Origin of the sequence: Algoriphagus limi, assembly GCF_024919275.1 — a bacterium.
GTDB lineage: Bacteria > Bacteroidota > Bacteroidia > Cytophagales > Cyclobacteriaceae > Algoriphagus > Algoriphagus limi.
This window is the reverse complement of sequence record NZ_JANWGH010000002.1, coordinates 227320-250467: the sequence shown is the minus strand read 5'-3', so window position 1 is coordinate 250467 and position 23148 is coordinate 227320. Positions and strand designations below refer to the sequence as shown.

Below are 23148 nucleotides of genomic sequence, written 5' to 3'. Positions count from 1 at the left end.
ATGGCAGCAGTGTCTTGGACATTTGAAGCCCAAGCACAGGTAGCTACGAGTGTCAATCCTTCTGGATTTGGAGACCGTCAATTCAAGATGGACACTATTTTTTCGTCCAAGCGAATCCGCGAAGACGATAAAATGTATCAAATCGGTGTTTGGAGGAGAATTGATCTTCGTGAGAAGTATAATCTTTCACTCTATGGTTCTGGTGATACCAAATCAAATGGAATCATCAATCAGATTTACAAGGCCGTAGTTGAAGAAAATGCTTTGGAGGTTTTTGGTGATGAAGATTTCACGCAGCCACTTTCAATAGCTGAATTCCAGGAAAATTTCTGGTTGAATGCCTTGGGAGATAGCATTTTCGTGAAGCAATTGTATTACTTGGATTTCAAAGAGGATTTTGTGTTTGACAAACATCACTCTGATATGGTCTTCGACGTGAAGTTCTTGCACTTGGTAATGCCTTCTCAAACGAATTCCAATGCGGGTGAAAAGACCATTGGTTACATCCGATACAAGGATTTCTACAATTACTTCAAGGACCATCCTGAAGCACGTTGGATTAACTTCCAAAATCTATCTAAAAGCTTAACTTATGATCAGGCTTTCGATACCCGTCTATTTAGATCTGTGGTTCGTGAATTTACCAACCCTGATGAAGCTTTGATTGCTGATATGGTCAATCCAGAACATCCGAATCCAGAAATGCAGGCATACTTAGATGCTTTGGCCTTTGAGTACAAACTACTAGAATTTGAAAATTCCCTCTGGGAATGGTAATAAAAAAGGGAGCTTAATTGCTCCCTTTATTTTTTTCCATCCATTCTAATAAATCCTTCGCTCGGCTTTTTCCAATTACTTCCTCAATCTCCTGTTCTGAAGCTTCTTTGATTTTTTTCACAGATTTGAAATGCTTTAATAACTTATTAGCCGTGGATTCTCCAATTCCGGGAATAGCTGTCAGCTGGGTTCCGAAAGCATTTTTACTTCTAACTTTTCGGTGAAAAGTAATGGCAAAGCGGTGAGCTTCATCCCGAATCCTTTGTAAAAGTCTGAGACTTTCCGATTTTTTATCGATATGAATAGGGTACATGTCACCGGGGAAATAAATTTCCTCTAGACGTTTCGCAATACCTATAATGGGCATTTTGCCATAGATACCTAATTCTTGTAAAGCTTCTACAGCAGCCGAAAGCTGACCTTTTCCTCCATCGATCACAATGAGTTTTGGCAGGCTTTTTCCTTCTTCCAATAAGCGCTTGTAGCGCCTTCCTACGATCTCCTTCATACTTGCGAAATCGTTAGCCCCTTTGACGGTTTTGATATGAAAGTGTCGATATTCCTTTACGGCCGGCTTCCCATTCAGAAAGCAAACCATACTGGCTACTGGACTTGTGCCTTGAATATTTGAGTTATCAAAGCATTCGATATGGTCTGGAATTTCGGGCAAACTCAAGTCCTCCTGTAATTGTCGGATAACCCGATCTTTTTTATCCTTATTTAATCCCTGAAGCAATGCTTTCTCTTGTTTGTAGAATCGTGCATTTTTCAAGGATAGCTCAATCAGTTTCTTTTTATCCCCGATTTTTGGATTTACAAGATTCAAACCTTCGATTGGATTTTCGATTTCAAAGGGAACCAATACTTCTTCAGCATCACTTTGGAATTGGTCCTGTAGGCGAATTAAAGCCGTCAAAAGAAGCTCTTCATCCGTTTCGTCGAGTTTCTTTTTCAGTTCTACGTTTTTCGAGACAATCAGAGCTCCATTTTTAACTCGCATGTAATTGACATAAGCATACTTTTCATCAGCAACCAAAGTACAGATGTCATGATTGTGAATAGTAGGGTTTGCGACCAAGGATTTGGCTTGATATTTCTCTAGTAAGTCAAGTTTTTCCTTTGCTCGCTGGGCTTTTTCAAATTCCAGGTTTTCTGCAAATTTCTGCATCTCCTGCTTGAAATAGGATTTGGGTAAACCCAGATTTCCTTTTAGAATATGCTTCGCCTGATCCAAGTCTTTGAGATAGTCGGATTCTTTTTGCAGACCGACGCAAGGCCCTTGACAATTGCCAATATGGTATTCAAGACAAACCTTATATTTTCCTTCTTGGATTTTATAGGGTGAAAGATCCAGCTTACAGGTTCGGATGGTAAATAGCGAACGAATCAAATCCAATACGTTATTCATGGCCTTCACACTTGCAAAAGGACCATAATAGGTGCCTCTTCCCGGGATCATTTTTCGTGTTTGAAAAATGCGGGGAAAGGGTTCCTGAGTTACCAATAAATAAGGATAGGTCTTATCATCCCGAAGAAGAATATTGTACTTCGGTTGAGATTTTTTGATCAGGTTGTTTTCGAGGAGCAGAGCGTCAAACTCCGAATTGACTAGGGTGATTTCAATCCGTTCAATTTCCCGAACCATGCGTCGGGTTTTGAGATTTACCCCTGTGTTTTTGTTGAAATAACTACTGACACGCTTTTTCAGGCTTTTGGCTTTTCCTACATAAATTAATTCCCCAGTAGCATTGAAATACTTATACACGCCAGGATGGTCTGGTAGTAAGTTGTACTCGTTGGGGCTATATGAAGAGGATTCCATAGGGCTAAATTAAAAAAACAGCTTTGATGGAAAGCTGTTTTTAGGAGTGAGTGGTTATATTGATTTAAAAGTCATTCTTTTTGGCATCGTAATCAAAATCTACGAATCGCTGACTTTCTTGCTCATAAACGTCACAGTCAATTTCAATACTCAATGGCCGTTCAGGTCTAGGGAAAGGTCCTTTGGTGTAGCCAAGGTCTTTATCTGCATAAACTTTCTCCATGTATTTTACCCAAACAGGTCTCGCTGTTCTGCTACCTTGACCTGCTATCCAACTTCTGAAGTGAATAGCTCGGTCATCTCCTCCTACCCAAACCCCAGAAACCAAATCCTTGCTGATTCCCATATACCATCCATCGGATGCATTTTGAGTAGTACCGGTTTTTCCACCAAGCTCATTGCCTTCGCGAAGACTCCATGGTACACCTTGACTAGTTCCCGATTCCTCTTCAAATCCTCCTCGAAGCATGTAAGTCATGAGATAGGCATGCTCTTCACTCATGGCAGGTCGTTTCTTGGGTGTGAACTGCTGAATTACATTTCCGTTTTTGTCCTCGATCCGATCAATATAAAATGGTGTAGTGTATTCTCCTTTGTTCACAAAGGTGCCAAAAGCTCCTACCATTTCGAAAATGGAAACATCATTCACACCCAAAGCCAAGGCAGGAACTTCTTCCAAATCACTGGTAACCCCAATTCTCCTGGCAGTTTCCACCACCACTTTTGGGCTAAGCTTTTTCATCATATAAGCAGTTACCGAATTGACTGATTGAGCCATAGCCTTTCGGATGGTCATTTTTTCGTAGGTAAACTCCCCATTCGCATTGGAAGGACTCCATGCAGGTTGGCCAGGAATGAAAACTTCTACAGGCTGATCGATCACAGAATAGCATGGGCTGTATCCATTCTCGATAGCTGCAGCATAAACAAAAGGCTTGAAGGTAGAACCCGGCTGACGTTTACCCTGCTTCACATGATCAAATTTGAAGTACTTATGATCGATTCCACCAACCCAAGCTTTGATATGGCCGGTGTGTGGATCCATACTCATAAAGCCTGCTTGAAGAAACTTCTTGTAATAGCGCAGAGAATCCATCGTGCTCATCAGCGTGTCGATTTCTCCTTCCCAAGAAAAGACCTTCATCGGCTTTTTCTCATTGAGCTTAATATTGATGGAGTCCTCATCGCTTTTGTAGCGAAGCTTTAGCAATCGATAAGCTTCCGTCCGCTTGACGGCATTTTCTATGAAATTTGGGATCACCCGGTTTTCACTATCCACCCAAGGATCTCTCCCGTTCATTTCCTTATAAAATGCTTTTTGAAGTTCCTTCATATGCTCAGCTACCGCTTCCTCTGCGTAGCGTTGCATGCGACTATCAATAGTGGTATAGATCTTTAACCCATCTCCAAACAAGTCATAAGAGCTTCCGTCAGGCTTCAGGTTTTCTTTACTCCATTTCAATAAATCAGCTTTTAGGATTTCCCGGAAATAGGTAGCTAAACCTTTGTTATGGTTGGCGACATTGTAATCCAAATCAATGGGTAATTGCGCTAGAGAATCATATTCAGCCTCAGTCAATACGTCATTTTTCACCATTTGGCTCAAAACGGTATTCCTTCTGCGCAAAGAATTATCCGGATTATAAACCGGGGAGTAATAAGTTGGCGCTTTGAACAAGCCCACCAAAACTGCAGCTTCCTGAACATTTAGCTCGGAAGGTTCTTTGTTGAAAAAAGTCTCAGCCGCAGTTTTAATACCATAGGCATTTGATCCGAATTCGGAAGTGTTTAAGTATAATGTTAGGATTTCCTTTTTGGTATATGCCTTTTCCAGTTGAGTGGCTACAATCCATTCTTTGGTTTTGATGATGAGCATTCTCAGCCCAGGCACCGAACTCAAAAGTCCCTGATTGGCATCCGTTCGAGTTTTAAATAGGTTTTTAGCTGTCTGCTGACTCAAGGTAGAACCACCACCAGCATCTTGTCCCAATAAGATGGATTTGACAAATACACGAATCATTGCTTTCAGGTCTATCCCGGAATGGTCTTCAAATCGAACGTCCTCTGTAGCAATCAAGGCATTCACTAGATTGGGAGAGAGTTCATTAAAGGTAACCGGACTTCGGTTTTCCCGATAGTAGGTCCCTAGCAATACCCCATCAGCTGAGTACAGCTCAGAAGCTACTTCAGTATCAGGATTTTCGAGGGCTTTGAAATCGGGTAGGGGACCAAACAGCCCCAAGAAATTCACACTGACCATCCACACAAAAACGATGAATCCCAAAACGCCGGCGGCGAAGGCAATCCATAGAAATTTGATGGTTTTATTGACCCAAGTTGGGGTAGTTGGTTTTTTAGACTTACTCATATGATTAATAGGCGACCTTAAAGAAGGTTCGATACTCTTCGATATTTTTTGTTCGGTTTAATGTCTGGAAGTTTTCAATAGAAATGAAGAAGGCATTTTCCTTGATCTTGTCAGTAATATTTGGCGACTCGAAATCTTCCATGAATTTCTGGTAATACTCTTTTGCTTTTTCTGCATTGTTGAATGGGCTAATGATGAAAATGGCATTTTCCCTATTCATGTTCATGTTTCCAGTCCGTAGTCTCGCATTGGAGAAGTTTTTAGCATGGAAATTTTCCAAGTCTCCGATGACTCCCTGGAATTGCTCAGCTTCTTCCGGATTCATCACCAAAACCATGATATGAGTCTGACTTTCATTGAGTTTAAAAGGCGAATCAATCAGATTTGGTTTCGTGGTTGTAGAATCTGCTTCTGCAAGCACTTGATTGGTTGAATCCAAGGCTGTGGAATCAACTGGATTCAATGCAGCCAATTCTTCTGCCGACAGCAAGGGTTTTAGCATATTCCTTGCCAATTCCACCAATTGTTCATCTTGGGAATTTTCGATGTAGGCTTCCAATCGTTCCCTAAACCTTGCCTTACTCTCAATTTTTCCCGTCACCATAATGTCAAGTAACAAAAGGCGTTCGGTATTTCGGGTAAGTGGATATTCTTCTAATGTCCGCTGAATCAATTGTCTAGCCTGTCTGTATTGTCCAGCGTAATACATATCATAAGCTTGCTCGTAATTTTTGGAGGAAGCCATGTAGGCAAGATTGCCCGAAGCAGCATCCGGATTATTTACTGAGAAAGTGTATTGAGATTCCGGGAATTCCCGATTAAGGCGACTGACATATTGTTGAAAATTCCCCCCTCGATCTTTTTGTGCTAGGTAAAGCAAGTAATAAGCTTCGGGTTTTCGGCTGCTACTTGGATATTCTCGAACCAAAATCTCCAAATTGTCGATACTTGCCTCATCCTCTTCCAAATCAAAATAGAGGAGTTTACCCAATTCAAAATAAGATTCCTCTAATTCATCATTCAAGGTTGCGATCTCTTCTTCGCTTTGTGGGATTTGAGCCAAAAGGCTTTCGATATCGGGTAATTGGCTGAGTGGGTTCTCTTCACTGTTACTCAAGGAATCTTGCTCGGATTCTGGAGCGGTAGTTGTATTGCTTTGAAAGATTGCTGCGCTTCTCCGCCAATTGTCTTGAAGTGGACGATTTCCCCAAACTCGTCGGAAATCAATCGCTCCCTGCTGCATAGCTACAGCATTGTCGAAGTAGAAAGTTGAGCCGGTACCGCGATCTGAAAAGGCAAGTAGGTTATCAAAAATGCTGGTATTCTTAGGTTGCTCTTTCTCCCTTGCCTCTGCCAATAGCCGCTCTTCTTCCTTTTTGATGAATTGTTCTGCAATTAACCGCTGCTCTTCTTCACTGAGTCCGCTCAATCGTACCAAGCTGTCATTGCTTTGAATTCGCTCTACATGAAATACATATTGATCCAAAACTTCCTTTTGGTCAGCAATCTGAGCAGCTACGGGGTCTGTTTCTCTAATAAATGTGAGCGCTGAGTCCAAATAGTATTTGGTTGCTCGGTAGTCGCTGTATTCTTCAAGATAAATATCAGCCAACTTTTGATAGATGTAGCCTTTCAATCTGGGATTGCTTCCCGGCTCTTTCGCCGCCTGATGCAGTAAGTCCACTGTTAAAGGAAGGTCTCCTTGCTTCTCTTCGAACAGTGCTCTTTCATATACCACCACATCCTTTAGATCCTTGTTTTTAGGGTCTTTGTAGAGAGCTTCATAATAGTTGCGAACTTTTCGCAAGTCCTTCGTGGCATTGAGTTCAGCTACTTGCTGCGCAAAAAGCTGTGCGAAAAATGCCCGCTCGTAAGGTGGATTCCCTTCCAATGTCTTTTTGTAAAAATCATAAGCCAAATTATCCAAGCCTTCACGCTGATAGCGTTGTGCTAAGATGAAGTAAATGCGGGACGCTTCTTTTTTGTTTTTGGAATATTCTACAGCCCGGTCCAAAGCACCGATGACCCCATTTTGATCATTTCGCTTTTCGTAATAATAGGCTAAGGTTTTGTATAGCTCGAAGCGATTGTCTTCCGAGATCTTTTGCTCCTTGGAAAGGTAGTCAATGGTGAAATTGGCGTTTTCGATTTCTCCCAAATCCACATAAATGCGAAGCAGCCCAATGAGAGCCTGATGGCGAAGGTCCCGATCCTTACTTTCTACATTGACATACTTCAGCGTGTTTTTAGCGTCATCAAAGTCAGCTTGCAGATAATCTATTTTTCCCAAAAGAAAATAGCTGTCGTCTACCCATTTGGAGATGCGATGCCATTCGATGGCTTTGGATGCTAGTTCACGGGCTGATTCCAACTTCTCCTGATTTGCCTGAATGACGCCGGAATCAATTGGAATAAAAACCGGTAGTATCTGCGTGTAGTCTTCTTTGTAATCTGACCTGTTTTCGTCCAAAACCTCCTCAATTTTCACATCTGCCAAGTAATAAGCATTATAGTGAGAAGTGAGATTGTGGAAAGCCCGATTGGTGAAGGTGTCCCGCTCGGATGAGCAAGCCGCCAAGAGTAGGAGGAAAAGGAAAAGAACTCTATTTAAAAAACGCATGCAGACTTTCAGAATTGATTAGCAAAATAGTCTTTTTGGACAAAAGAGGAACGATTCGGGATTTCTATTTATTTCAAAACAAAGGCCACACCTTTCTGATGGGAAAATTTTTTACCTAATTTAAGAGAATGAATCCCTCCCAAAAGTCTTCGGATACAAAAGAAAAGAAGCCTGTTCCAAATCCTCCGACTTTCGTGAAGTACATCGGACTCTCTTTTCAACTTTTTGCCATCATCGGGGCAGGCACTTGGTTTGGTTGGTGGGTTCAGCAGAAATCAGACATGAAGTTCCCTGTTTGGCTGCTTCTGTTTAGCTTTTTATCGGTTTTTGTAGCCTTTTATCAACTTTGGCTATCTATGAAGCAGGACCGATAGTTTGAGAGAAATGGGCTACCTTTGCCCAAAATTCACCTTCATGAAGATTCTCAACAATTTACAGTTCAAATTCTTTTTGTTATCAGCAGTTCTTGCACTTTTGATTTTGGGGCTCCAAGTAATCTTCCCCGCAATCATTCATGAACGCATCTGGGATATCTATTTTTTCCTCTTAATTCTCTCATTTTTAATAGGATTACTCCATGGAGCACTACTTAAAGCACTTTCTGAAAATTTCTTTCAAATTTCAGTTTTGGCTATGATACTAAGGTTGATTGCCTCTTTGGTTTTCATTGGAGTGGAAGTTTGGCCCGGAATGGAAAATATTATTTTGTTTATCGCGGATTTCTTTGTGATTTTTTTGTTCTACTTAATATTTGATATATACGCCTTTCTATCTAACTTGCGCCCGATTTCGAAGTAGCCCTCAAAAAGAAGAGTTGATGACGCGCAAATTTCTGGTCCTAAGTCTTTTATTTTCAGCTTTTTTGCTGTTCAATGCCCCTCAGTCCTTCGCAGCAGGTTCTGAGGAAGATAAAACAAGCTTCATCATGCATCACGTGAAGGATTCGCATGAGTGGCATATTGCGACTTTTGGACATACTCACGTAACCCTTCCACTTCCTGTAATTGTCTATTCTTCAGACCGTGGATTGGAATTTTTCAGTTCAACTGATTTCCAAAATCACGAGACTCATGCTTTTGGAAAAGAGTATGCGCACGAAGGCTATTACATTGATGAGCATGATCATTTGGGAAGAGTGGATGGTGCAAGCTTTATCGAGCTTTCCATCACCAAAAACGTGGTCATGATGTTTATCGTGATGATTCTTTTGGCTTGGGTGGCTTTGTCTGCTGCTAATCATTACAAAAAGAACGGTGCTGTTGCTCCAAAGGGTGCCGCGGCGATCATCGAGCCAATTGTGATTTTCGTTCGCGACGAGATCGCTCAAAAATCCATCGGTCCGAAATACAAAAAATTCGTTCCTTATCTCCTGACTTTATTCTTGTTCATCTGGTTTGGTAACCTGCTAGGTCTACTTCCAGGTGCAGCTAACATGACTGGTAACATAGCTGTTACCATGACGTTGGCGGTGTTGACATTCATCATTACCAATGTAAATGGAAATAAGGATTACTGGAAGCACGTGTTTGCAACGCCTGGAGTTCCGATTCCAATGTTGCTGATCATCGTTCCGGTTGAAATCATTGGTTTGTTTACGAAGCCTTTTGCCTTGATGGTCCGATTGTTTGTGGCGATCACGGCAGGTCACATTGTAATCCTTGGTTTCATTGCCTTGGCATTCATCTTTGAATCATACACGATCGGGGTAGTAAGTACCTTGATGGTGACCTTTATCAATATCATCGAATTGCTTGTTGCGACTATTCAAGCCTATGTATTTACGCTGTTTACAGCGATGTACATCGGAAGTGCAGTTGCTGAACATGCACATGATGATCATCATTAATTAGGAATTTCTTTGTTCAATTTATAAATACAACTACTATGTTAATGTCTATCTTGTTGACTGCTGGTTACGCTCTTATGGGAGCTGGTATCGGTGCGGGTATTGTTGCGATTGGCGCAGGACTTGGTATCGGTCGTATCGGTGGTCAGGCAATGGAATCTATTGCTCGTCAGCCTGAAGCTGCTGGTAAGATCCAAGGTGCTATGTTGATCATCGCAGCCTTGATCGAGGTGGTTTCCCTGTTCGCAGCGGTAATCTGTTTGTTGATTGCTTTGAATATCGCAGGCATCAGCTAAAAAATCTGATTGGGGAATGGCGTTAGGCCTTTCCCCTTTCTTTCTCTCTATTGAACAAACTGAATTAAATCATACATCATGGATTTGATAACCCCTGGTTCCGGTCTTATTTTCTGGCAGCTTTTTGGCTTCCTGGGATTGCTTTTCATTCTGATCAAATTTGCTTGGAAGCCTATGTTGGCAGCCTTGGAAGAGCGTGAAAGCAGCATTGAAAATGCATTGAAGTCAGCTGAAATCGCTCGAAACGAAATGGCTAACCTAAAGGCTGAGAACGAAAAGCTTTTAGCTGAAGCTCGTTTGGAAAGAGATACCATCCTGAAGAAAGCTCAGGAAGCTTCTAACAAGATGATTGAAGAAGCTAAAACCGAAGCTCAGAAACAAGGAGCTCAGTTGATCGAAAATGCGAAAGCGGTAATTGAAACTGAGAAAAAAGCTGCTCTTGCTGATGTCAAGAACCAAGTGGCTGCTTTGACCCTTGAAGTAACAGAGAAATTATTGAAGAAAAACTTGTCTGATGATGCTTCTCAGAAAGCATTGGTGGATGAGTTTGTAAAAGATTTGAAGCTTAACTAACCCGACCTCCATGTCAAACCATCGAGTAGCCTCCCGCTATGCCAAGTCCATTTTGGAACTGGCCCTTGAAAAGGGTAATCTGGAGGAAGTACATGCAGATTTTCAGAAGCTTTCAGCTATCGAGAAGGCTAATAAAGAATTGGGCTTTTTGTTGAAGAATCCTGTGGTGACTTCTGACAAAAAGTTGAAAGTCTTGAAGGCTTTGTTTGCTGATAGTGCTCAAAAAATGACGATGAGCTTTTTTGAGATTATTTCCCGAAAAAATAGGGAGGAAATTTTGCTTGATGTAGCCCGGGAGTTTGAAAATCAGTACAACAAGCATAAGTCTATTCAAGTCGCTCAGTTGACGACCACTTTCCCGATCGATGCAAAACTTCGTGAGGAATTTGTGAAAATCGTCAAGGAGATTTCCGGTTTGAAGACTGTAATTCTTGAAGAGAAAGTTAATCCGAACCTTATCGGCGGATTTATATTGAAGGTCAATGACCGGCAGCTTGATGAATCATTGAGCAGCAAATTGAGAATTCTAAAGTCAGAATTCTTGCAAAACCATTACGAAAGTAAAATCTAATCAAAAAGCATTAATCAATCGATATCATGGCAGAAGTAAGACCAGATGAAGTTTCGGCAATCCTAAGAGAGCAACTCGCAGGTGCCAGAACAGAGGCCGAACTCGAAGAAGTGGGTACAGTCCTTCAAGTAGGGGACGGTGTAGCCCGTATCTATGGACTTTCTAAGGCTCAGGCCGGTGAATTGCTGGAATTCGACAATGGTCTGAAAGCAATGGTGCTGAACCTTGAAGAGGACAATGTCGGTGCGGTATTGTTTGGTGACTCCAAAGCAATCAAAGAAGGTGATACTGTAAAGCGTACCAAGAAGATTGCCTCCATCCAAGTAGGTGAAGGTATGTTGGGACGTGTAGTAGATACTTTGGGTAACCCTATCGACGGTAAAGGTCCTATCACAGGTGATTTGTACGAAATGCCTTTGGAGCGTAAAGCACCTGGGGTAATCTATCGTCAGCCTGTAACTGAGCCTCTTCAAACTGGTATCAAGTCTATCGATGCCATGATTCCAATCGGTAGAGGACAGCGGGAATTGGTAATCGGTGACCGTCAGACTGGTAAGACTGCGGTAGTAATCGATACCATCCTAAATCAAAAAGAATTTTATGACAGAGGCGAGCCTGTATTCTGTATCTACGTGGCAGTAGGTCAGAAAGCATCCACTGTTGCCGGTGTGGTAGCAGCTTTGGAAAAAGGTGGCGCTCTTCCATATACAGTAGTTGTTTCTGCAGCTGCTTCTGACCCTGCTCCAATGCAGTTCTTTGCTCCGTTTACCGGTGCGGCGATCGGAGAATTCTTCCGTGACACAGGACGTCCTGCTTTGGTGGTTTATGATGACTTGTCTAAGCAAGCCGTCGCTTACCGTGAAGTTTCTCTATTGTTGAGAAGACCTCCGGGACGTGAAGCATATCCTGGTGACGTATTCTACCTACACTCAAGATTGCTGGAAAGAGCTGCAAAAATCAACAAGTCTGATGAGATCGCACAGCAAATGAACGATCTTCCTGAGTCTATCAAGCCTTTGGTGAAAGGTGGAGGATCTTTGACCGCTCTTCCAATCATCGAAACTCAGGCAGGTGACGTTTCTGCCTATATCCCGACTAACGTAATTTCCATTACTGATGGTCAGATCTTCTTGGAGACCAACCTATTCAACTCCGGTATCCGTCCTGCGATCAACGTAGGTATCTCCGTATCCCGAGTAGGTGGTAACGCACAGATCAAATCCATGAAGAAAGTAGCTGGTACTTTGAAATTGGATCAAGCGCAGTTCCGCGAATTGGAAGCTTTCGCAAAATTCGGATCTGACTTGGATGCTACTACCAAGCGTACTATCGAAAGAGGTCGTCGTAACCAGGAAATCCTTAAGCAGCCTCAATACGCTCCTGTTTCTGTGGCGCATCAGGTTGCCATCATCTACGCTTCTACTAGAGGTTTGATGGATTCTGTTCCTGTAGAGAAAGCTCGTGCATTCGAGAAGGAATTCTACACCTTGTTGGATACTTCTTATCCTGAGGCTTTGGAATTCATCTTGAAAGGAGACATCGACGGTGCAGGTGAAGTGTTGAAAAAAGCAGCCGCTGAATTGGCTCCTAAATTTGCAAAGTAATATTTGAATCTATTCCGGAGGTGAAAGCCTCCGGAGATTATACCACGTAGTAGAAAAACGCAAGGATGGCTAACCTGAAGGAAGTAAAGCAGCGAATCAACTCGGTAGTTTCTACCCAGCAGATCACCAAAGCGATGAAAATGGTGTCCGCTGCGAAACTGCGTAGAGCACAGGACCGCATTGTGCAAATGCGTCCATATTCCCAAAAGCTGACCAATATCCTAACCAATGTATCTGCCGCTTCTGACGGAGCTGCGGATATCATTTATGCCCAAAAGCGAGAAGTAAACAAGGTCTTGATTGTACCTGTGACTTCTGATAAGGGGCTTTGTGGCGCATTCAACTCCAACATTGTAAAGGCTACGAATGCGGCCATCCGTGAGCAATTTGCCGGGAAAGAAATCACCATTCTTCCATTGGGAAAGAAAGCTTTTGAAACCTTCAAAAAGCGGGAATTCCCAATTATAGATCAGTTTTTCGGAGTATTCTCTGATCTTTCTTTTGATACCGTTCGAGAAGCTGCTGAATTTGCCATGAATGGATTTGCTGCAGGAGAGTATGATCAGGTAGTGTTGGTGTACAACGAATTCAAAAACGTAGCTACCCAAATTATCCGAACTGAGCAGTTTTTGCCGATGGCAAAAGAGGAAAATGCGCAGGAGGAAAAAGCTACTGAAACTGATTATATCCTAGAACCATCCCGTAGCTACATCATCGAAGAATTGGTGCCTACTTCCTTGAAGATTCAGTTCTACAAGGCAGTCTTGGAAAGCAATGCTTCTGAGCATGGTGCTCGTATGACAGCGATGGATAAGGCGACTGAAAACGCGGGAGAATTGTTGAAAGAATTGCGTTTGATGTACAACCGTACACGTCAGGCGGCGATCACCAACGAAATCTTGGAGATTGTTGCTGGTGCAAACGCTCTCGAAGGAAGTTAATTATCAATCAACCCATATTCAAAACCACAGCTCTAAAGGCTGTGGTTTTTTGTTTTGCCTTTTTGAAATCTTGAGTTATTTTAGTTCAATTATATTCTTTTTATGAATAAAGAGATTTTTTCAAATATCAGTAAGATCATTGAACGGGATAGTAAAAGTACTACCTATAAGTTCGCGCTCTTGAGAGGTACAATAGACTTGATTCAGGAGAATAGCCCTTTTTTAGAATTTAAGGATGGTCGAGTACACTTTCCAACTGGACTATTGATCGAGAAATGGATGGTTTATTATTTTCCTATTTTTGATTCCCTTCACCGAATTCCCCAAATAAACGGAGTCGCTAACCTTGCTTTTGAAACTTTACTAATCAAAGTAGTCAACTACTATAAAAAGAAAAATAGGTTATCTGGGTTTTACAATGACTTGAAAAGAAATGGGATCCCTCAGGAGTTGGCTCCAACGATAAAAAGTCTTGCAAATAAACTGCACTCTACTTTGATTAGAATGCCTATGCACTATATCGGTAGATCTATTTCTTCCGATTATCATTCTATTTACAGGCCAGAAAAACCTAAAAATGTATCTAGAGGAGAAAGAATAGACAGTGAATTTTTGGTGTCTAATTATGGTACATTTTCCATTCCTAAGGAATATTATGATGCTTTTCAAATCTTGGGAAGTTTTATTGGGGGGCAAGATTCAATTTTGATAAAATGGGCTGAATTTTCTGTCAGTGCATCTGGAAATGAACTGCCGATTGAAAGAGTTCTTGGGAATCTGATGGAGTCACCTGTATCTGAAAGAGACGTGAATAATTCAAAGACTCTTTTTCAAACTTTATTAAAAGAGCATGGGGAAACAGCTTGTGTTTGGACTGGAAGGATGACAAATAGAATTGAAGTTGACCACATAATTCCCTTTGCTATTTGGAAGAATAATGATCTTTGGAATTTACTTCCTGCAGTTCCAAGTGTTAATAATTCTAAGAGAGATAAAATTCCAACTCCTAGATTAATTGAAAATCAAAAAGATTTAATTCTTCATTATTGGGATATTTTGGATGAAAAACATCATTTGAGGTTTCAAAAGGAATTGAAAATAAGTCTCCTTGGAAATGAACAAAGTACCATGTGGAGAAAATTGGCAATCAATCAAATGAAGGAGTCTTGCCGATTTTTAATTGAACAAAGAGGGTTTGATCCATGGGAGCCTTAAATAGTTTTTCTCACCTCACAGCGAAAGAACGGACATCGCTGTCATTTCCAGCCAGAATAGTAAAGGAAAGAGGTTTACTAAAGGGTGAAATTTTGGATTTTGGATGCGGTTTTGGGAAAGACGTTGAAATTCTTTCAAACCAAGGCTATTTAATTGAAGGATATGATAAACATTATCAACCTAACTATCCTGAAAAGCGATTTGATACAATTATCTGCTTTTATGTGTTGAATGTCTTGATGCCTGAAGAACAATCCTTGGTTTTAATGGAGATTTCGGCATTACTTAAGCCTTCTGGAAAAGCATACTTTGCAGTTCGTCGAGATTTGGTTTATGAGGGATTTCGAACCCACAAAATCCACCAAAAGCCTACTTACCAAACAAAGGTTATTCTTCCTTTCAAATCAATCTTCAAAAATGATAATTGTGAGATTTACGAATACCAGCATTTCAATCAAGTAAAAAACAAAGATTCCGATTGTCCTTTTTGTAATCCAAGTTCAGAGTTGGAATTAATCCTTGAATCTGCACAAGCCTTTTCAATTTTTGATAAGTACCCAGTCAGCCCAGGGCATGTTTTGATTATTCCCAAAAGACACGTTTCCAATTATTTTGACTTGAGTTTTAAAGAGCAATCTTCTTGCATCTTTATGCTCAATGAGGTGAAAAAGAACCTTCAAAAACGCTTTAAACCTGATGGATATAATGTAGGGATCAATATTGGGGAAAAAGCTGGACAAACAGTTCCTCACGTGCATATCCATCTAATTCCCCGATATTCTGGAGATGTAGAAAATCCTAGAGGTGGGATTAGAGGCGTAATCCCAGATAAAAAGGATTATTAAATCGTTCTTCTTGAGGAAATCGCCCCATCAATCGAAAACTTTCCGCCTCCAAATACTGCCAAGCCTAAGAAGGTGAGGAAAAACATGAGGGGAAGTTCTTTTCTTGAAAAAGGGTCATCCCAATGCGCATAGAAAGCAGCAGTCAGCATGGTAATCATCAAGGGGATAGTAGCTAAGCGCACCTTAAATCCAATGATGACCAACACCGCACAAACTACTTCGGCAAAGGTGGCTAAAGCCAAGGAAACGGTAGGGCCTAGACCAAAGGGATCAGCAAATTTCACTTCATCCGCCATTAGGCGACCAATTTTTGGGATGCCGTGAGTCATTATCATAGCTCCTGCACCTAGGCGAATAATTAATAAGACGAGGCTTTTTTCAATGGTTTCACGCATAAGATTAAAAGGGTTAGTTGGTTGAGTAATTCAAAAATAGAACGAGTGTCCAAAGACAGAAGTTAAATTTTATTGGCTTGAAATTACTTAGGATGATTGGTTTAAGCCTTTTTTGTTTTGACTTGTTTTCACACAGATATACTCATAAAAAGTCACAAATAAACTCATATCTGTTTCTGTTCATGAAAAATAAGGACTTTATCAATTAAACCTTCCTACTTCAAATCCAGCCAATTCCATCGCTGTTTCTTTTTGCTGATGAAGTTCTGATAAAAGTTTACCTGTGGCAGGGGCCATTGAAATTCCCATCATGGAATGGCCGCTTCCCACTAAGACATTGGAATAGCCGGGAGCGTAGCCGATGTAGGGAAGTCCATCAGGCGAGCAGGGACGCAATCCTTTCCAAATGTCTTCCTGCTTGGGGAATTTGGCTTGGAAAGTAGGGTAGTAGCGATTGATGGATTCAAAAATCCCCTGCACACGCTTCATATCGATTTTTTGGTTGGTGCCTGCAATTTCCAGGGTACCTCCAAATCGAATCTGATTTCCATAGGGACTGACGGCGACTTTTCGCTCCGTCAAAATGGTAGCTTGTTTGATTTCGGGCCTATTTTCCTGTAAAAAAGAGTAGCCTTTTCCACCCATCATGGGTAGAGAGAATCCGAGCATTTTTGCCAATTCTCCCGACCAAGAACCTCCGCATAGTAGGACCTTTTCTGCCTCCAACTTTCCTTTGTCAGTCAGTACGACCTCTATTTTCTCGTTCTTTTTCTCAAAACCCAAAACCTGTGTTTCAGTAAGGAATTGAACGCCTTTTTCTTCCAAATAACTTTTCAAAAAGCTATAAAGCGCACCTGGATCCAAATGGGCATCACCCGGAAAAAGTACTGCTCCTCTTGCCTTAACCTCTAAGTTGGGTTCCACTTTTTGGATATCGGTAGGGCTTAGGATTTCTGCCTCCAAACCATACTTTCTCGCCAAATGCGCAAATTCCACTTCCTCCTTTTCCACCGCTTCCGTTTGATACAGCATCATGAGCCCTTTTTCCTGAAAGGCTAGCCTTGCTTCTGTATGTTCATCGCGAAATTGTAGGTAAAGGGATTTGGAAAGCAGACTGATGGTTTTGAGATAAGGGATGGCTTTTTCTACCTGCTTCTGATTGGCAGATTTGAAAAAAAGCAGACTCCATTGCAATAATTTATAGTCAAATCGAGGATGAATGTAAAAGGGGCTTTTAGAAGAAAACATCCAAGAAATCCCTTTGGCAACCATTCCCGGAGCGGCAAGTGGAATGATATGTGATGGGACAATCATACCCGCATTGCCTGTGGAGCAATTGTCTTTTAAATCTGTCCGATCTACAACAACAACTTCGATTCCTTCTTTTAGAAGGAAATAGGCAGAAAACAATCCGACGATGCCTCCGCCGATGATGATGGTTGGTTTCATATAATTTGTACTAAGTACTAGGTACAAAGTACCAAGAAGCTAAACCTTAAAGGTCTTTGTACTTGGTACTTTTTACTTTGTACAATTAAATAACTTGAAATCCGTGTACATATGGGTCATCATCGTCCAAGATGATGGTGTTGTAGCCATAGATTTTTGCCCAGCCTTCAATACTTGGAATGATAGCTGGCTTTCCTGCAATTTCCGTGACTTCTTCAATTCTTCCGATAAATTTTGAACCTATAAAGCTTTCATGGATAAATTCATCTCCGGGCTTCAGCCAGCCTTTGGCATACCACTGCGCCATGCGGGCCGATGTTCCGGTGCCACAGGGTGATCTATCAATAGCCTTGTCTCCGTAGAATACTGCATTCCTGGCTGTGCTGTTTTCATCCAAGGGTTTTCCAGTCCACATCACATGGGAGAGACCTCGGATTTTTTCATATTCTGGATGAACAAAATCGTAGATTTCATTCATTTTGCTCCGAAGGTTTCTAGCCATGCTGATCAATTGCTCAGCTTTAAAATGCTCTAATCCCGGGAAGTTTTCCTGTGGATCCACTATGCAATAGAAGTTACCGCCATAAGCGACATCTACGGTGAGTTTTCCAAGTTCCTCGATCTCGATTTCCAGATTTTCAGCTGCCAAATAACTTTTGACATTGGTCAGTTTGACAGATTTGACCTTTTTTCCTTCCTGTTTATATTCCACCAATACCAATCCTGCAGGAGCTTCCATTCGCAGGAATCCCGGTGTTTTTGCGTAGATCAAACCTTCCTCAATGGCAATCGTGATTGTACCGATCGTGCCATGTCCACACATTGGAAGGCAGCCTGAAGTCTCAATAAATAGAATGGCGAAATCATTTTCCGGATCGTGTGGAGGGAAAAGCATGGAACCCGACATCATATCATGACCTCGAGGTTCGAACATCAGCCCGGTACGAATCCAGTCATAATGCTCCAGAAAATACTGTCGTTTTTCGAGCATATTTTTCCCCTTCAGAAAGGGGACTCCTCCGGAAACCACCCGGACAGGATTACCACAGGTATGTGCATCGATGCAAGAGAAGGTGTGACGTGATGGCATTATGGAAGGTTTGGGGATTTTATGTTTGATAAAATAAAGTTGAGATCAAGTTTTTTAATCAAGAAGATAGCTACGCAGATATGTAAGATATGTCTGCTGAAGCAGACAAGATAGCATTGAGATTGGATGCTATCTAGGCCGAGTTTTTCAGCCATATCTTGCGAAGCATATCTTTATGAATATCTTACTTTTTAAATTCCCCATCCACCATTCTCCAAATCCCCAAAGGATTTCCGTCTTTCAAGGCATCAGGAAGTAATTCTTGTGGCATGTCTTGGAAAGCGATCGGGCGGGCAAAGCGCTTGATGGCATATACTCCCACAGAAGTACTTCTAGCGTTAGTGGTAGATGGATAAGGACCTCCGTGCTGCATGGCATAACCCACTTCCACTCCGGTAGGAACTCCCTTGAATAGAAGTCTCCCGCATTTCTCTTCGAGGAGATTCAAAAGGAATAATTGATCTTGAAGTTCCTCCTGTTCAGCCCAAATCGTCACTGTCAGCTGTCCATGAAGATGCTTGGCAATTTCGATCAATTCATCCCCATTTTCATACACGACCATCATAGCAAAGGCTCCGAAAACTTCTTTTTGGAACACCGTATCCTGCAACCAATCGCTTGCTTTAATCTCCGCCAAAGCGGTACTTCCGTTGATGAGATGCTGGGCATCCGCAACTTTTAACCATCGTAATTCCTCGCGAGATTGGAGATATTGAATGGAATTGTAATAGGCTTCTGCGATTCCAGGATGCAGCATGGGAGCCGAAGCAATATCATTCAATTCGTCGGAAATTGCTTTTTCAAAGTCCTTAGCCTGAGATTTGGGCACAAAGATTAATCCCGGATTGGTACAAAACTGTCCCACTCCTAAAGTCAGGGAAGCCACGAAAGCTTTTGCAAGAGCATCGTTTTCTTTTTGAAGCTTTTTAGAAAAGCAGAATATCGGATTAACAGAACCCATCTCTGCATAGACTGGAATAGGCTCTTCCCGCTGATTGGCTAGGTCAAACAATGCCTTTCCGCCTGCATGGGAACCGGTGAAGGCTACTGCTTTTGCCAAAGGATGCTTCACCAAGGCTTGACCTTCGGGTATTCCTCCTTCCACATGGGTGAAAAGGGCTGAAGGCATATTGGTTTTCAAAATCGCTTCATGGATGCACTCGGCAACTTTTTGAGAGGTCTTGGGGTGAGCAGGGTGAGCCTTGTAAATGACCGGACAACCTGCGGCTAAAGCCGAAATGGTATCCCCGCCAGCAGTGGAAAATGCCAAAGGGAAATTACTCGCACCAAAAACAACTACGGGCCCAAGCGGAGTAAGCATTCGTCGGATATCGGCCCGCGGCAGAGGAGTTCTATCCGGAATAGCAGGGTCGATGGTGGCTTCTATCCAAGAACCTTCCTTGACCACTTTCGCAAAAAGACGGATTTGTCCGACTGTCCGTCCTAATTCCCCGTTGATTCTGCCTTCCGGCAAATTGGATTCTATGACAGCGAGAGATACGATTTCATCGCGGTTTGATTCAAGTGTATCTGCAAGCTTTTCCAAAAAGGCTCCCTTTTCCTGTCCTGAGACATTTTTATAGAAAAGAAAAGCTTCTTGTGCGGCGTTGAAAAGGTTGTCTAGGTTCATGGTTTATTAATTTTTGGAAATACTATAGAAATACATGGAAATACTTTTCGCTACGCTCAGAGAAATATTTCATCCCGCTTGCGGGATTTATTTCAATTGGATTTCCACTGTATTTCAATCTTATAATAACGGCCGATTTTGGATCCCATCCAAAATGATTTTCTCAATTCTTTCCCGCTCTTCCCCAATTAAAGTCAATCTCGGGGCGCGGACATATTCTGACCCGATTCCACAGTGATGTTCAGCCAGTTTAATATACTGAACCAATTTTGGATGAATGTCCAATTCCAAAAGTGGTAAAAACCATCGGTAGATTTCCCGAGCTTCTTCGATTTTACCTTCTTGGACTAAATTATAGATGGCTACAGTTTCCTTTGGAAATGCACAGACCAAACCTGCGACCCAACCAACAGCCCCCATCAGTAATTCTTCCATGGCCAAAGTGTCTACTCCACAGAGAATTTGGAATCGATCCCCAAATCGGTTGATCATGCGGGTGACATTGGAAATATCCCGTGTAGATTCTTTGATGGCTTGGATATTTGGGCATTCCGCCAATTCGGCAAACATGTCTATGGTTACCAAAGTCTTGTAGTCTACCGGATTATTGTAAATCATCATGGGTAGGCTCGTGGAATTTGCTACAGCCTTAAAGTAAGTCACCACTTCCCGGGCATCCGCTGCGTAGCGCATAGGAGGCAAAATCATCAAGCCGGAAGCTCCCAATTCCTCTGCTTTTTTTGCCCAAAACAGCGCATCTTGAGTAGCTCCTTCTGCGATATTGAGGATTACAGGAACTTTTCCGTTGATATGTTTGACTGTCTCGCGAGTTAGGGTGATTTTCTCTTCCTGCGATAAAACAGAGCTTTCTCCCAAAGTACCACCCAAAATAATTCCATGGACTCCGGACTCTAGTTGAAAGTCAAGATTTTTGAAGAATAAGTCCATATCCAAACTTCCATCTGCGTGAAATTTGGTTGTGACAGCCGGGAATACGCCTTTCCAATTCATGGTTTTTCGTTTTTAACACAGAAGGTTCTGTGAGTTGGATGAATAAATAATTTCCATCAAAGGTACCTTTTACCGGTTCTCGAATCTTTTACAGAATTAATACTTTATGGTACTATTTTGATAATAAGTAAAAGGTATAGCTTTGAATTGATGTAATTTGATACCATTTTTATCAAATGGCTAAAGTAATTTCATTTCAGGTTCCCAAGTCGAAAAAGGAGTTTGTCCGCTATCAGGAGGATAGGGGAAAATATTTCTATGATAAACTGCATCAGCACCCTCAATTGCAATTAACAGTTATTTTGGAAGGGAAAGGTCAATTCCTAAGTGGGGATTATGTAGGTCGCTTTCAGCCTGGAGATGTGTTTTTTTTAGGAGAAAATGCACCTCATGTGTTTCGAAGTGATTCGGAATATTTTGATGTTGGAAGTTCTCTTCGAGTAGCTGGAAATACGATTTTTTTTGACTTTGAAGCGATTCAAGTATTGGGGGAATTGGAGGATTTGGAGGGCTTGAATCACTTCCGGGATTTCTCTGGAGGTTGCTTTCAGATTAAAGGGGAGACACAGGAGGAAATTAAGCAAGAGATGGAGCGATTTGACAGACTAAAAGGACTTGATCGCTTTCAATCGGCCTTTCGACTCTTGGCAATTCTTGATCAGTCGGGAGAGGAAATGGTTTCTTTAAATCGGTCGGTTTTGAGTCGGGGATTTACCGAACGGGATGGCTCTAGGATGAATCAGGTAATGCAGTTTTTATTGGAAAAACGTTTTGAAAAAATCGCCTTAGAGGAAGCTGCCGCAGTTGCTAATTTGTCCAAAGAGGCTTTTTGTCGATTTTTTAAACTCCGAACCCGAAAGACCTTTACCCAATATCTCTTGGAACTCCGAATCAATGAGGCTCAAAAGCTCCTTCGAGAAACCGATTTGGGAATTGCTGAGATCGCCTATCAGGTCGGATTTGAAAACCTTTCTTATTTCAATCGGGGTTTTAAGAAAATTACCGGACTCACGCCCAAAGAATGGAGAAAGCTCAATTCCTAGCTTACTTTTTCAGGACCAAAAACTTTGAGTCCATGACATTTCCCAAAAACAAATAGTCTCCAAAAGGAATGGCGACAGAAGTAGCAGAAAGTGTTTTCCCATCATCGAGCCAAACGGATTCAATTTTTGATTGGCCCTCGTTATATGAAATTTTCAAAATCTCAGAAGGAGCAAATTCTTTTTTGCCTGCTGCATAGGCTGAAAAGGTCATCAAATCAGGATGTGCGCCAGTCCATATAGTGCCCGAATCATCGATTTCTAAATTGTCTACGCCCGTATCAACTGAAATATCCTCTGACCTCGTCAAATCCCCATTTCTCTGAATGTCATACGCCCGAATCAGGAATCCTCGAGAGGAGGCTACAAATAATTTTTCTCCGGATTGGTCAGGAACAAGTCCATTGGGATAGGCTAAATCTTCCGCTACAATTCGGAAATTTTCTCCATCAAAATAACCCACATTGGCAGCAGCCACACCCAAATAGTTTTCGGCAAATACCCCCAATTTTGATGTATTTCCATGATCATTGGAATAATAGAATTTGTCTTTGCCTACCAAAACCAAATCATTGGGAGAGATGAGTAGTGGATCCCGAAGTGTTCGATCGTATAGTACTTCGCTATCCTGAATAGTGAAAAGTTCAATGGAATGCTTCCCTTCCACATGGTTGATAACTGCCAGTTGATATTGATTTGGGCCTATTTCAAAAAGACTGATTCCATGAGGAAAGAGTGTCAAATTAGTCGGAAGTGGGATTGCTTTTGTTTCAAAGGGAGTTTGCCTCAAATCCAACCAATAAAGCCCATGCAAACCTTCTTCTCCAGCTCTTCTTTTTGCTCGGTCATCTACTGACAAAATCAGAAAGCTGTCCTTTCTTGCCAATGCCATATCCTCCACTCCCGGAAGATTAATGGTTTGGAATATTTCCCCAAAATCATGTTTGGGTTCAATATCTCGAAAATACCCTGTGGAAGAAAAAGTGTGAAAGATAAATGCTATCAATCCTACTATCAGGATTAGTACAAATAGGGCGATTTTCTTCATAAGGCTG

At 41.7% G+C, this 23148-nt stretch carries 20 protein-coding genes; 11 read left to right on the top strand and 9 right to left on the bottom strand.

The features are described 5' to 3' along the window. Window positions 1-777: a type IX secretion system ring subunit PorN/GldN gene (gene porN / locus NY014_RS09415; protein WP_259414872.1), complete on the top strand. Its 777-nt coding sequence runs from the start codon at window positions 1-3 to the stop codon at window positions 775-777. Window positions 778-790: 13 nt separating this feature from the next. Here porN and uvrC read toward each other — a convergent pair whose 3' ends face one another. The 3 genes from uvrC to porW all read right to left on the bottom strand — a co-directional run bounded on the left by uvrC (window position 791) and on the right by porW (window position 7587). Next, window positions 791-2599 carry an excinuclease ABC subunit UvrC gene (gene uvrC / locus NY014_RS09410; protein ID WP_259414346.1) on the bottom strand — a complete coding sequence of 603 codons (1809 nt, stop codon included), beginning with the start codon at window positions 2597-2599 and terminating at the stop codon, window positions 791-793. A gap of 64 nt (window positions 2600-2663) precedes the next feature. Next, window positions 2664-4967, bottom strand: coding sequence for a penicillin-binding protein 1A (locus tag NY014_RS09405; RefSeq protein WP_259414345.1), 2304 nt, complete (start codon window positions 4965-4967; stop codon window positions 2664-2666). A gap of 4 nt (window positions 4968-4971) precedes the next feature. Next, window positions 4972-7587, bottom strand: coding sequence for a type IX secretion system periplasmic lipoprotein PorW/SprE (porW, locus tag NY014_RS09400; protein ID WP_259414344.1), 2616 nt, complete (start codon window positions 7585-7587; stop codon window positions 4972-4974). Between the two features lie 128 nt (window positions 7588-7715). Here porW and NY014_RS09395 point away from each other — a divergent pair, with 128 nt between their 5' ends. From NY014_RS09395 to NY014_RS09355, 9 genes are all read left to right on the top strand, one after another. Then, window positions 7716-7961: an AtpZ/AtpI family protein gene (locus NY014_RS09395; protein WP_259414343.1), complete on the top strand. Its 246-nt coding sequence runs from the start codon at window positions 7716-7718 to the stop codon at window positions 7959-7961. 443 nt (window positions 7962-8404) lie between these two features. Continuing rightward, window positions 8405-9433 (top strand): F0F1 ATP synthase subunit A, encoded by a 1029-nt coding sequence (gene atpB / locus NY014_RS09390; protein ID WP_259414342.1) that lies wholly within the window; start codon window positions 8405-8407, stop codon window positions 9431-9433. A 38-nt stretch (window positions 9434-9471) separates the two neighbouring features. Beyond that, complete coding sequence (gene atpE, locus NY014_RS09385; RefSeq protein WP_026947636.1) at window positions 9472-9729, top strand: ATP synthase F0 subunit C; 258 nt, start codon at window positions 9472-9474, stop codon at window positions 9727-9729. Window positions 9730-9807: 78 nt separating this feature from the next. Beyond that, on the top strand, window positions 9808-10302 hold the full coding sequence (locus NY014_RS09380; RefSeq protein ID WP_259414341.1) for a F0F1 ATP synthase subunit B: 495 nt from the start codon (window positions 9808-9810) through the stop codon (window positions 10300-10302). Window positions 10303-10312: 10 nt separating this feature from the next. Then, window positions 10313-10873 (top strand): ATP synthase F1 subunit delta, encoded by a 561-nt coding sequence (atpH, locus tag NY014_RS09375; protein ID WP_259414340.1) that lies wholly within the window; start codon window positions 10313-10315, stop codon window positions 10871-10873. A 26-nt stretch (window positions 10874-10899) separates the two neighbouring features. After that, on the top strand, window positions 10900-12477 hold the full coding sequence (atpA, locus tag NY014_RS09370; protein ID WP_259414339.1) for a F0F1 ATP synthase subunit alpha: 1578 nt from the start codon (window positions 10900-10902) through the stop codon (window positions 12475-12477). A 65-nt stretch (window positions 12478-12542) separates the two neighbouring features. Then, window positions 12543-13418 (top strand): ATP synthase F1 subunit gamma, encoded by an 876-nt coding sequence (gene atpG, locus NY014_RS09365; protein WP_259414338.1) that lies wholly within the window; start codon window positions 12543-12545, stop codon window positions 13416-13418. A gap of 102 nt (window positions 13419-13520) precedes the next feature. Further along, window positions 13521-14633, top strand: a complete 1113-nt coding sequence (locus tag NY014_RS09360; RefSeq protein WP_259414337.1) for a DUF8808 domain-containing protein — start codon at window positions 13521-13523, stop codon at window positions 14631-14633. Then, window positions 14621-15478 (top strand): HIT family protein, encoded by an 858-nt coding sequence (locus NY014_RS09355; protein WP_259414336.1) that lies wholly within the window; start codon window positions 14621-14623, stop codon window positions 15476-15478. The genes NY014_RS09360 and NY014_RS09355 overlap by 13 nt, the downstream gene beginning before the upstream one ends. On the opposite strand, the gene NY014_RS09350 is transcribed toward NY014_RS09355, so the two are convergent. The 5 genes from NY014_RS09350 to NY014_RS09330 form a co-directional block, all read right to left on the bottom strand. Then, a complete protein-coding gene (locus tag NY014_RS09350; protein WP_259414335.1) occupies window positions 15475-15873 on the bottom strand; it encodes a DoxX family protein in 399 nt (132 codons plus the stop codon). The genes NY014_RS09355 and NY014_RS09350 overlap by 4 nt on opposite strands. A 201-nt stretch (window positions 15874-16074) precedes the next feature. Beyond that, a complete protein-coding gene (locus NY014_RS09345; RefSeq protein ID WP_259414334.1) occupies window positions 16075-17322 on the bottom strand; it encodes an NAD(P)/FAD-dependent oxidoreductase in 1248 nt (415 codons plus the stop codon). Between the two features lie 85 nt (window positions 17323-17407). Further along, the gene (locus tag NY014_RS09340) at window positions 17408-18412 is read right to left on the bottom strand and encodes a 4-hydroxyproline epimerase (protein WP_259414333.1); all 1005 of its coding nucleotides are present in this window, start codon (window positions 18410-18412) and stop codon (window positions 17408-17410) included. Between the two features lie 184 nt (window positions 18413-18596). Beyond that, on the bottom strand, window positions 18597-20042 hold the full coding sequence (locus tag NY014_RS09335) for an aldehyde dehydrogenase (NADP(+)) (RefSeq protein ID WP_259414332.1): 1446 nt from the start codon (window positions 20040-20042) through the stop codon (window positions 18597-18599). Between the two features lie 120 nt (window positions 20043-20162). Next, entirely contained in the window at window positions 20163-21053 is an 891-nt protein-coding gene (locus NY014_RS09330; RefSeq protein WP_259414331.1) for a dihydrodipicolinate synthase family protein, read from the bottom strand. 176 nt (window positions 21054-21229) lie between these two features. Between NY014_RS09330 and NY014_RS09325 the strand changes: the two genes are divergently transcribed. After that, window positions 21230-22096, top strand: a complete 867-nt coding sequence (locus NY014_RS09325; RefSeq protein WP_259414330.1) for a helix-turn-helix domain-containing protein — start codon at window positions 21230-21232, stop codon at window positions 22094-22096. Window position 22097: 1 nt separating this feature from the next. Here the strand turns inward: NY014_RS09325 and NY014_RS09320 are convergent, their stop codons facing one another. Further along, window positions 22098-23141, bottom strand: coding sequence for an SMP-30/gluconolactonase/LRE family protein (locus NY014_RS09320; RefSeq protein ID WP_259414329.1), 1044 nt, complete (start codon window positions 23139-23141; stop codon window positions 22098-22100). Between the last annotated feature and the right edge of the window lie 7 nt (window positions 23142-23148).

Excerpts from the sequence above, each read along its gene's own strand:
- porN (WP_259414872.1), top strand. The coding sequence starts at position 1 with ATGGCAGCAGTGTCTTGGACATTTGAAGCCCAAGCACAGGTAGCTACG.
- uvrC (WP_259414346.1), bottom strand. The coding sequence starts at position 2,599 with ATGGAATCCTCTTCATATAGCCCCAACGAGTACAACTTACTACCAGAC.
- NY014_RS09405 (WP_259414345.1), bottom strand. The coding sequence starts at position 4,967 with ATGAGTAAGTCTAAAAAACCAACTACCCCAACTTGGGTCAATAAAACC.
- porW (WP_259414344.1), bottom strand. The coding sequence starts at position 7,587 with ATGCGTTTTTTAAATAGAGTTCTTTTCCTTTTCCTCCTACTCTTGGCG.
- NY014_RS09395 (WP_259414343.1), top strand. The coding sequence starts at position 7,716 with ATGAATCCCTCCCAAAAGTCTTCGGATACAAAAGAAAAGAAGCCTGTT.
- atpB (WP_259414342.1), top strand. The coding sequence starts at position 8,405 with ATGACGCGCAAATTTCTGGTCCTAAGTCTTTTATTTTCAGCTTTTTTG.
- atpE (WP_026947636.1), top strand. The coding sequence starts at position 9,472 with ATGTTAATGTCTATCTTGTTGACTGCTGGTTACGCTCTTATGGGAGCT.
- NY014_RS09380 (WP_259414341.1), top strand. The coding sequence starts at position 9,808 with ATGGATTTGATAACCCCTGGTTCCGGTCTTATTTTCTGGCAGCTTTTT.
- atpH (WP_259414340.1), top strand. The coding sequence starts at position 10,313 with ATGTCAAACCATCGAGTAGCCTCCCGCTATGCCAAGTCCATTTTGGAA.
- atpA (WP_259414339.1), top strand. The coding sequence starts at position 10,900 with ATGGCAGAAGTAAGACCAGATGAAGTTTCGGCAATCCTAAGAGAGCAA.
- atpG (WP_259414338.1), top strand. The coding sequence starts at position 12,543 with ATGGCTAACCTGAAGGAAGTAAAGCAGCGAATCAACTCGGTAGTTTCT.
- NY014_RS09360 (WP_259414337.1), top strand. The coding sequence starts at position 13,521 with ATGAATAAAGAGATTTTTTCAAATATCAGTAAGATCATTGAACGGGAT.
- NY014_RS09355 (WP_259414336.1), top strand. The coding sequence starts at position 14,621 with ATGGGAGCCTTAAATAGTTTTTCTCACCTCACAGCGAAAGAACGGACA.
- NY014_RS09350 (WP_259414335.1), bottom strand. The coding sequence starts at position 15,873 with ATGCGTGAAACCATTGAAAAAAGCCTCGTCTTATTAATTATTCGCCTA.
- NY014_RS09345 (WP_259414334.1), bottom strand. The coding sequence starts at position 17,322 with ATGAAACCAACCATCATCATCGGCGGAGGCATCGTCGGATTGTTTTCT.
- NY014_RS09340 (WP_259414333.1), bottom strand. The coding sequence starts at position 18,412 with ATGCCATCACGTCACACCTTCTCTTGCATCGATGCACATACCTGTGGT.
- NY014_RS09335 (WP_259414332.1), bottom strand. The coding sequence starts at position 20,042 with ATGAACCTAGACAACCTTTTCAACGCCGCACAAGAAGCTTTTCTTTTC.
- NY014_RS09330 (WP_259414331.1), bottom strand. The coding sequence starts at position 21,053 with ATGAATTGGAAAGGCGTATTCCCGGCTGTCACAACCAAATTTCACGCA.
- NY014_RS09325 (WP_259414330.1), top strand. The coding sequence starts at position 21,230 with ATGGCTAAAGTAATTTCATTTCAGGTTCCCAAGTCGAAAAAGGAGTTT.
- NY014_RS09320 (WP_259414329.1), bottom strand. The coding sequence starts at position 23,141 with ATGAAGAAAATCGCCCTATTTGTACTAATCCTGATAGTAGGATTGATA.